Genomic DNA, 1,445 nt, shown 5'->3' with positions numbered 1-1,445 from the left:
GCGTAAGCCCACGCCGGTCGAAGATACCAGGCCGCTGCGACTGTTTATTAAAAACACAGCACTCTGCAAACACGAAAGTGGACGTATAGGGTGTGACGCCTGCCCGGTGCCGGAAGGTTAATTGATGGGGTTAGCTAACGCGAAGCTCTTGATCGAAGCCCCGGTAAACGGCGGCCGTAACTATAACGGTCCTAAGGTAGCGAAATTCCTTGTCGGGTAAGTTCCGACCTGCACGAATGGCGTAACGATGGCGGCGCTGTCTCCACCCGAGACTCAGTGAAATTGAAATCGCTGTGAAGATGCAGTGTATCCGCGGCTAGACGGAAAGACCCCGTGAACCTTTACTATAGCTTTGCACTGGACTTTGAATTTGCTTGTGTAGGATAGGTGGGAGGCTTTGAAGCGTGGACGCCAGTTCGCGTGGAGCCATCCTTGAAATACCACCCTGGCAACTTTGAGGTTCTAACTCAGGTCCGTTATCCGGATCGAGGACAGTGTATGGTGGGTAGTTTGACTGGGGCGGTCTCCTCCTAAAGAGTAACGGAGGAGTACGAAGGTGCGCTCAGACCGGTCGGAAATCGGTCGTAGAGTATAAAGGCAAAAGCGCGCTTGACTGCGAGACAGACACGTCGAGCAGGTACGAAAGTAGGTCTTAGTGATCCGGTGGTTCTGTATGGAAGGGCCATCGCTCAACGGATAAAAGGTACTCCGGGGATAACAGGCTGATACCGCCCAAGAGTTCATATCGACGGCGGTGTTTGGCACCTCGATGTCGGCTCATCACATCCTGGGGCTGAAGCCGGTCCCAAGGGTATGGCTGTTCGCCATTTAAAGTGGTACGCGAGCTGGGTTTAGAACGTCGTGAGACAGTTCGGTCCCTATCTGCCGTGGACGTTTGAGATTTGAGAGGGGCTGCTCCTAGTACGAGAGGACCGGAGTGGACGAACCTCTGGTGTTCCGGTTGTCACGCCAGTGGCATTGCCGGGTAGCTATGTTCGGAATAGATAACCGCTGAAAGCATCTAAGCGGGAAACTAGCCTCAAGATGAGATCTCACTGGGACCTTGAGTCCCCTGAAGGGCCGTCGAAGACTACGACGTTGATAGGTTGGGTGTGTAAGCGCTGTGAGGCGTTGAGCTAACCAATACTAATTGCCCGTGAGGCTTGACCATATAACACCCAAGCAATTTGCGCTTAAGAGCCAGATTGCGGTGTGTGAAGACGCAATGAACCGAAAGTTCGCAACCATTCACAAAAGCCGCACAAACTATCGCATACCCAATTTGCTGAAGCGTCGAAAGACGGTTCGGTACCCGAATTTCTTGACGACCATAGAGCATTGGAACCACCTGATCCCATCCCGAACTCAGCAGTGAAACGATGCATCGCCGATGGTAGTGTGGGGTTTCCCCATGTGAGAGTAGGTCATCGTCAAGATTAAATTCC

2 rRNA genes (1 of these 2 running past the window's edge) are annotated in these 1,445 nt (G+C 52.7%); both read left to right on the top strand.

From position 1 onward, the window contains the following. Nucleotides 1–1,171, top strand: a 23S ribosomal RNA gene (locus tag AC1Q6D_RS33045) (it extends 1,812 nt beyond the left edge of the window). A gap of 149 nt (nt 1,172–1,320) precedes the next feature. Then, nucleotides 1,321–1,436, top strand: a 5S ribosomal RNA gene (gene rrf, locus AC1Q6D_RS33040). The last annotated feature ends 9 nt before the right edge of the window (nt 1,437–1,445 follow it).

It is taken from the genome of Pseudomonas sp. MT92, from assembly GCF_058792515.1.
The sequence above is the reverse complement of the archived record's forward strand: the minus strand, read 5'-3'. Positions and strand labels throughout refer to the sequence as shown.